The sequence below is a fragment of the Brucella cytisi genome (assembly GCF_038433355.1).
GTDB lineage: Bacteria > Pseudomonadota > Alphaproteobacteria > Rhizobiales > Rhizobiaceae > Brucella > Brucella cytisi.
In genome coordinates, this window is record NZ_JBCAUP010000022.1 from 90,759 (window position 1) to 97,092 (window position 6,334).

Here is a 6,334-nt window from a genome sequence, read left to right on the forward strand (position 1 = left end):
TTTCCTCATTGAGAGCGAACCAGCGAAGCGGCTGCGCTTCGTCTTTGGGTCCGGATTGACGCTTTGGCTTTCTGCGCCCTGTCGTCTCCGCCAGTGAGGCGAGGTGAGATTGCGGATACTTGTCACGCAGCTATCTGCTTCCCCCCTTCACATACATCTGCGGGTGGACAGGTTTCAGCGGTTCCGAAAATTTCCTCCTCAGGCGCCGCATGGTTCATATGTCGCGGAAATATTATACAGATTGCATGCGCGCTCCTCCATCGCATGGCTATTCGTCTGCACGCACCTGAGCGTGCGAAATTAACCCAAAGATGAACGTTCCTCCTATGACGTTCCCGACCAAAGTTGGGAACCCGAACTTAAAGATGCTGTCGAACGGGGTGACTTCTCCAATCATAAGTAAAAACAGCACCTCAATTGAACCCACTACGATGTGCGTTAAATCGCCGATAGCTATGAGGTATGTGATGAGGAATATTAACGCTATATGCCCTTGTTTCGTGCTGTGTAGCATCCAGACCAATGTGGCGATAAGCCAACCAGACATTATTCCCTTGCTGAACAACTCATTGCTGCTGTTGGCCATGAGATGTTTACCCATGTCAACAAACGTCCTGGTTACTTCGTCCGAGAAAATCGGCATACTAACCATAACGAAGGCTGCAATAGCGCCACCGATCAGGTTCCCGAAGAGAACAATGGCCCACAGCCTGATCATTTTCAGGAAGTGAGATAAAGTTGGTTCCGTCATAAATGGTAAAACAGGAGTGATCGTATTTTCGGTGAACAGCTGTTGATTGGCAATGATGACGATAATGAACCCGACCGTGTATCCTGCTGAGCTCACAAGGAAAAAGAGATCGCTTTCTGGAAGGTAAGTCTCCAGAATGCCGCGAGCGATCATTGACGTACTCATGGAAATTCCGCCTGCAATAGCAGACCATAAAAGTGCCATTGCTTCGCGGTTTATTTCCTTCTCTCCATCACGCCGGATTAGCTCGTGGATGGCGGCTGACTTCGATGGAAGTCGTTCCTTCAACCCATCTGCTGTCGGCTCCGTCTCTTCCGAACTGGACATCGTGATCCCCTGAATATTTTGTTTTCGGCAGATAGCGCGCCGCAGATGTTTGTCGAGAGGACGGAACCTGACTGGTATCTGTTCGTTTAGTCTGTCTTGGACAGAAGAAGTGATTGCGTAAGTTGATGCTGTTCTTGATTTTAGCCGTTGCTGTGATCTTGGGATTTATCTTCGCAATACCTTATTATTATGGGGTAATTCCCAGAACAGCGGCGAACAGGGCTCTTCTGGGGATCAATAGGCTTTTCTTTCGCAAGATGCGGAACGAGGGCTCAAGCAGTTCCACGATTTACGTTCGGATTAGGAAAATGAAAAGTATAGTCATTTTTGCGCTACTATTTATAGCCCCGAATATAGCGGCTGCGCAGGAATCAGGTATGCCAACACAATCAGGCACGCAAGAACCAGAGGTGCCAGGCAATCCGCCACCTTCTCCCAATCTGCCGCCCTCTGACCCTGATGCGGTTCAGGTTCCACTGAATTCTGAGCCAGAGAAGCAGGACCGCTTGAAAAAGCCAGAAGAAGACGAATGTGCGCCTGGGAAGAATGCAAAGACCTGCGTTGAGAGCCAGCGCGGGCGTAAGTAGGCGCTTATCTAGGTTGTCCAGCGAATGCATCCTCGCCGTGCTGTTCATGATTAAGAATGTACCGGAGCTGGCTAGAGGTCGGCCCGTAGCTGAACGATCCCCAATCCTTGCAGCTCTTCAAATCGTGGCGATGCACGAACGGGCTTTCGCCCCTTGTTACTTGTGTGCTGTCACTGTTGTATCCGACCATTTATCAACTCAGCATTTTCGTCACTCCGAATTACGCATCGTCCTTAGCTGAGTTGATTTTGCCAAGTGTGCTTGTTTCACTTCAGCAATTGTGTCCACATGACTGGTTTCTGCTATTTTTGGTCTGAGGAGAGCATGAAGAATACCATCATCTATCTGATCGGTCATTATGCTGTTGGTAAACTGACAGTTGCGCGTGCTATCGTAGATGCCACAAACGCACGACTTTTCGACAATCATCTAGCAAACAATGTCATTTTCTCTCTCATTCAGGTAGATGGCAGGACGTCACTGCCTGAACGCGTATGGGATATGATTGGCGTCATTCGCGATCAAGCGTTGTTGGCTATGGAGGAGCTAGCTCCATCGGATGCCAGTTTTGTTCTGACAAATTGCCTTCTCGAAAGTGATCCAGGTGATCGGGCGACCTATGAAAAAGTCGAGCAGCTTGCTATCGCCCGCCGCAGTGTGTTCGTGCCAGTGATCCTGACAGCGTCGGATACAGCACACTCCTGTCGTATGGCGTCTCCAGACCGAGCAGAGCGTTTTAAAATGACCGACGCTGTTGCAGCCGCACGTAAACGCCAGACAACGGAACTATTGCGCGTCAGTCATCCTCACCGTCTGGACATTGACACCACCGATATGCCTCCGGTCGAGGCTGCTCGTAAGATTATCTCATATGCAGCAAGCCTAGCCGCTGGTTTGTCGCGTAACTCCTAAGTTTTTTCGACAGGATCGCCAGTGCCGATTTTTCAGGGGGAATATCTGCCGCAAAAGTCGTGTCCGAACGTCAAACCCTCGCGAGCGATCTTCGCGGCGGAAAGTACTCCACAATTGAGTTAATGGCTGGGGCTTCGGCTTAGCTTTCTTGTTGGTTCAGTTGACGGTTTTTTGGGGGGCTGATTCTAGCGATCAGCACCGGAATTATTATGACCGCACCTGGAGCAGACCTTGTTGGGCCATGGATGGTAAATATACAGGCCAAAAAAACCTTCGCTTCTGAAAAGGGAAAACGAACATTTGGGGCATACAAATACGAACATGAACAGAAGGCCGCCGAGGACTAAAACGACTGATCCAATCGTAACGTTGCTCACCCCGATCGCATCACCGATGCCTCTCGTCCAGTCAGGGGATGTCAGTACGAGAACAGACACCATGATCAGAAATAGCCAGGCTTTTTTGTAAAGTGTCATAAGCAATTGATATCTTTTTATTTAAACTCGGCCATTTAATACGTCTTACTTGCCACATCGTTGTAGAAAAAGCTTAACCGCAAACTGCCTAGGTCCGACCATCATCTGATTCTGAGGGCGTGTAACGATTTTAGCTCGGATAGAACAGGGGCCTGCAATCACCTGATATTGGCCCGGTTTTTGATAGATCACTTTGGTTACCGGATATCTGGGAATCTCACCGGCTACTGCTTCAATTACTGCCATCATTTCTTTTGCGCGTTGATAATTTGGAGCCAACGCTGCTTCAGCCGTTGCGGTAAAGGTCAGTAGGCCAGTTAAGACAAGAGCATACTTCAAGCACATTCGATTTTTTCCGATTTTGCAAGGATTGAACGGCGAGTCTCTTCCGGCAGACAAGCGGAGAGATTCCCGCCGACTGGTGGTCTGTTTATTCCATATGCTTTGCCAAGGCCATCAATTAACTCGGGTCGCCCCGGCGTGTTAAGCGCTTCCGCAACGGCTCGCCGCTCGTCGAGCGATCCCTGCTGAATGTCCGCAGCAATGGCTTCCAAGGCCTTTGCGTTAGCGTCAGCATCGCTTCCAAAGTCTTCTATGCAGACAACAGCGATTGCTAGAGCGGTGGCAACATGTTGCATGTTGATGGCCCATTATACGGCGTAATTGGGCACGACCGGGTTAAAGCTTCGGAGTGCGGCTTCTCCATTCGATGTAGATCATAACAAGAATAGCTATCGGAAACAGAACGCCTAGCGGGAAGGATGTATAGCTGACTATCGTGAGCGCTATGGCGGCGACCGCAGCGGCAAAAATCGTTCCCCAATACGCCATCATTTCTCGTTTTTCCTCGGCCCCTTAGCATCACCAAGGCAACTTGACCGAAACGGTAAGGATTCAGTCATGCTGCGACGGACACTCCTCAGTTTACTCGGCCTCTCTCTTTTAGCTGCTGACGTTATTTAAATAACGAAACCGCCATCACCACCAATACCAAAATGAGCATGGCAATGTAGAAAGGGCGGAAAAGATACAGGCGCTGCCAATTGGTGAGACCAAGAGGATACGCGGCAATTCGCTCATCAATTCTGTCTAGTCCGCTATCAACGGAAAAGTCCCAATCATTGTTTTTGTAGAACGCATATTCCTTCATCCAGGTGATGAATTGATGCAATGCCAATGAGCAAACGGCGGCAAATGCAGCTAAAAAAACGATGATCTTCAGTGCCAGCATGGTTTCAACAATTTGTTTATACGGCAGAGGTGGCTAACGGTTTCGAATGCATAATCCACGCCACCCATTATTCAACACCGAGACAAGTGGCGTGTACGCCAAGAGAGCCGTTCCCAGCTCTTGCCCACATCCCAATGTGGCAATCATAATACAGCTTCTGATAATGCGCACTTCTTTGTGCGTACTTCTCGGAAAACCTAAAAGAAGTTCGCAAACACACGCGGCCTTATAGGTAGGCAGTCGTCCTACAAGTCAATCAATGCCCGCTCTTTAATAGCCGCAACTCGAGTGGGGATACCTTCGGCACCGTCTTTGAACGGATCGAGGTCCGCGAGGCGCTTATTCGTCACTAGATCTACTCGATGATGCATAGCGGCAATCTAGGTGAGATTCGTATTGCCTCATCGAAAAATGCTCCCGAACGGATAGCATATTGCCTCACCAGAATGCTCCCTAAGCCCTGCTGAGCGCTGGTAGTTGTTCATCTTCGCCAGACTCGTTTCCGAATATCATTCTATGCGCGCGATCGCGACGCCAGGCTTTCACCCGTCGTTGCACCGTACGGATTAGTGCATCAGGATACTCGCCGGGATAAATGCTTTGAAGTCGCTCCAGTAGCTCCCGGCCGGTTCTCCATGGCTCAGCTTCAAACCAACTGTAAAGATCATTCGTGACGTTAACCAGCGGGTCAGGCCGCCGTCGCTCGCGTTTCAGTTTTGGCTTTGCTTTCGCGGTCGGACGAACTTCGCCCTCCGTCCACGCGATACGCAGGCTTCGCAAAAAGCTCTCGATATCGGGAGCCTCGCTTGAGGGTGCTCCCTGATGCGCAATGTCGGCAAGCCGCTGTTGTCCTGCACGAATGTTTCGGAGGAGCATCACAGGGTCGAGTTGCTCACTCATGCGCACCAAGGGGTCGCGTACCTCGACCGCCGTCCTTGCATCCGACAATAGCCGTTGATGTGGCGTCGCGGGAGAAGAGTAGAGCTTCTTGACCATCGCTCCATTTCGCTGCTTCTCGAGCAATTTAAACGACGGTTGAAAGAAGTTCACGAACAAGCGTACCGAACGATAAAGCTCCGCAAGTGTTGCTGCAGCTTCAACACCCTCATACCGATGATAGCCAACAATTCGGCGGACGACCGATCCGTTTTTCTGCTCCACATAAGCCTGATCATTTTTGCGATATGGCCGACAGCGAGTGAATTCGATATCTGAATGAACGCAATAGTCCCTGAGGGTCTCGTTGATGAATACGCTATCGTTATCCGTATCAAAGCCAAGCAGCGGGAACGGCATCATGCGGCGAAGCTCGGTCAAAACTTCCGTCAAGAGCTTCTGTTCGCGAACAATCAGAGGCGCGCACTCGGTCCAACCGGTCGCAATATCCGTAAGGACAAGAGTATGAATAAAGCTGCCGCGTGCGTTGGGACCGGAGTGCGACACAAGATCGGCCTCGATGAAGCCAGGTGCGGGATCACCCCAGTCGGAGAATTTTCGAATTGGGATACTCCGCTTCAATGCCGATGAAGCAACGGAACGTCGGCGTCGACGGCCGCCTGCTGTTTCTCGCACGCTTTTCAATGCACGGTCGATGGTAGCCGCACTCATCTGTAGCAGAAGTGTGCGGACCTGATCGTCTAACTTCAAATGGCCATGTTGTTCCATCGCCGAGATCAGAATTGGCAGCAAGGGCTTCAATCGTTTGCCGCAGATGCGGTCAGAGGCTTCCCACAGAACAATAAGAGACTGTCGGGTCGCCTCGTTATAAATCTGCGCCCGCGTTCGCGATTGCGGTTGCTTATCTGCCCCCCGCAATAAACGCATCGCGTGTTTTCGATGCATCCCACTGATCGATACGAACTGATCGAGGATCTGCGATTTTTCCTCCCGCTTTCCGGCCGCATAGCGCTTTGCCAGAGCAGCAACCAATTCCTTCTTCGTCGTCACGCTGATCAGCCTCATCTGATTTGCTCCGCACCCACAAATGCTGGGAGCAAATCAGATGAGGCAACGGCCAACAATCAGGGAACATTTCTAGTGAGGCAATGCG

General features: G+C 50.6%; 8 protein-coding genes. 2 read left to right on the forward strand and 6 right to left on the reverse strand.

What is annotated here, in order from left to right:
- Positions 1 to 268: 268 nt before the first annotated feature.
- Complete coding sequence (locus AAE521_RS19565; protein WP_342062194.1) at positions 269 to 1,078, reverse strand: formate/nitrite transporter family protein; 810 nt, start codon at positions 1,076 to 1,078, stop codon at positions 269 to 271.
- Between the two features lie 113 nt (positions 1,079 to 1,191).
- Here AAE521_RS19565 and AAE521_RS19570 point away from each other — a divergent pair, with 113 nt between their 5' ends.
- A complete protein-coding gene (locus AAE521_RS19570) occupies positions 1,192 to 1,665 on the forward strand; it encodes a hypothetical protein (protein WP_235817413.1) in 474 nt (157 codons plus the stop codon).
- Positions 1,666 to 1,989: 324 nt separating this feature from the next.
- Positions 1,990 to 2,577: a hypothetical protein gene (locus tag AAE521_RS19575; RefSeq protein ID WP_342062195.1), complete on the forward strand. Its 588-nt coding sequence runs from the start codon at positions 1,990 to 1,992 to the stop codon at positions 2,575 to 2,577.
- Between the two features lie 521 nt (positions 2,578 to 3,098).
- Here AAE521_RS19575 and AAE521_RS19580 read toward each other — a convergent pair.
- From AAE521_RS19580 to AAE521_RS19600, 5 genes are all read right to left on the reverse strand, one after another.
- Entirely contained in the window at positions 3,099 to 3,398 is a 300-nt protein-coding gene (locus AAE521_RS19580; RefSeq protein WP_071630489.1) for a hypothetical protein, read from the reverse strand.
- Positions 3,389 to 3,691, reverse strand: coding sequence for a hypothetical protein (locus tag AAE521_RS19585; RefSeq protein ID WP_071630490.1), 303 nt, complete (start codon positions 3,689 to 3,691; stop codon positions 3,389 to 3,391). The genes AAE521_RS19580 and AAE521_RS19585 overlap by 10 nt, the downstream gene beginning before the upstream one ends.
- A gap of 40 nt (positions 3,692 to 3,731) precedes the next feature.
- Positions 3,732 to 3,887: a hypothetical protein gene (locus tag AAE521_RS19590; RefSeq protein WP_167375503.1), complete on the reverse strand. Its 156-nt coding sequence runs from the start codon at positions 3,885 to 3,887 to the stop codon at positions 3,732 to 3,734.
- Between the two features lie 121 nt (positions 3,888 to 4,008).
- Positions 4,009 to 4,284 carry a hypothetical protein gene (locus AAE521_RS19595; protein WP_071630491.1) on the reverse strand — a complete coding sequence of 92 codons (276 nt, stop codon included), beginning with the start codon at positions 4,282 to 4,284 and terminating at the stop codon, positions 4,009 to 4,011.
- Between the two features lie 453 nt (positions 4,285 to 4,737).
- On the reverse strand, positions 4,738 to 6,246 hold the full coding sequence (locus AAE521_RS19600; protein ID WP_342062163.1) for an integrase catalytic domain-containing protein: 1,509 nt from the start codon (positions 6,244 to 6,246) through the stop codon (positions 4,738 to 4,740).
- Between the last annotated feature and the right edge of the window lie 88 nt (positions 6,247 to 6,334).